This is a genomic window from Sinomonas susongensis (genome assembly GCF_005877005.1).
GTDB lineage: Bacteria > Actinomycetota > Actinomycetes > Actinomycetales > Micrococcaceae > Sinomonas > Sinomonas susongensis.
Genome location: NZ_SSNH01000032.1, coordinates 1 through 1,486, shown reverse-complemented (window position 1 = coordinate 1,486; position 1,486 = coordinate 1). Strand labels below are relative to the sequence as shown.

Annotated in this window: 1 protein-coding gene; it reads right to left on the bottom strand. The window is 68.5% G+C overall.

What is annotated here, in order from left to right; translation table 11 throughout:
* A complete protein-coding gene (locus E6A21_RS17705; protein WP_138445488.1) occupies window positions 1–1,443 on the bottom strand; it encodes an amino acid permease in 1,443 nt (480 codons plus the stop codon).
* Between the last annotated feature and the right edge of the window lie 43 nt (window positions 1,444–1,486).

Sequence of the window (1,486 nt, the reverse complement as noted above, 5' to 3'; positions counted from 1 at the left end):
TCACCTGCGGGGGAGGGGTCGGTTGGCGATGACGGGGGAGGTGCCGGTGTGGCCGTTGCGGGCGGCGGCGATGGTGTGGATGCGGTCGCGGCAGGCGTACCAGCCGATGACCATGAGGATGATGGCGATGGCGGTGGCCAGGAGGGTCCAGGGGGAGTCGGCGAGGATCATGGTCAGGACGATGGCGAGGAAGGCCAGGGTGAGGTAGCCGGTGTAGGGGGCGCCGATCATGCGGAAGGCGGGGCGTTGGGTCCAGCCCTTCTTGGCCCAGCGGTGGAGCTGGAGCTGGCACAGGACGATGGTGGCCCAGGTGCTGATGATGCCGACGGAGGCGACGTTCAGGACGATCTCGAAGGCGTCGGCGGGGACGAGGTAGTTCAGGGGGACGCCGAGGAGGGAGACGGCGGCGGTGATGGCGATGCCGCCGTAGGGGACTCCTGCCCTGTTCATGTGCAGGGCGAGGCGGGGGGCGGAGCCGGCGGCTGCCATGGAGCGCAGGATGCGTCCGGTGGAGTAGAGGCCGGCGTTGAGGGAGGAGAGGGAGGCGGTGAGGACGACGAGGTTCATGATGACGTCCACGCCGTTGACGCCGATGTGGCCGAAGAAGGTCACGAAGGGGCTCACGCCGGCCTGGTAGTCGGTGTAGGGCAGCAGGAGGGAGAGCAGGATCACGGAGCCGACGTAGAACACGGCGATGCGGGCCACGACGGAGTTGATGGCGCGGGGCATGATCCTGGCGGGGTCCTCGGTCTCCCCGGCGGCGGTTCCGACGAGCTCGACGGAGGCGTAGGCGAACACGACGCCCTGCATGAGCAGGATCATGGGCATGAGCCCGGCGGGGAAGATCCCGCCGTGGTCGCTGATCAGGCTCAGTCCGACGGGGGTGCCGTTGGGGGTGCCGAAGGCGACGAAGTAGATGCCCACGGCGAGGAAGGCCAGCAGGGCGGCGACCTTGACCAGGGCGAACCAGAATTCCATCTCGCCGAAGACCTTCACCGAGACCAGGTTCAGGGCCAGGACCAGGACCAGGGCGATCAGGGCCCAGGCCCATTGGGGCACGGCGGCGATCCAGGGCACGTAGCGGCCGAAGAAGTGCATGTACAGGGCGGCGGCGGTGGTGTCCACGATGGTGGTCATGGCCCAGTTGATCCAGTAGAACCAGCCGGAGACGAAGGCCGCCTTCTCGCCGAAGAACTCGCGGGCGTAGGAGACGAAGGACCCGGAGGAGGGCCGGTGCAGGACGAGCTCGCCCAGGGCGCGCAGGATGAGGAAGACGAAGAAGCCGCAGATCGCGTAGGAGAGCACGAGGGAGGGCCCGGCCGCGGCGAGGCGCCCGCCCGCGCCCAGGAACAGGCCGGTGCCGATCGCGCCGCCGATCGCGATCATCTGGATCTGGCGGGCCTTGAGCCCCTTGTGGTAGCCGGCATCCTCGGCATGGATCACATGGTCCCTCGAATGCGCGTGGCCACGGTCTTCAAGACGGTCG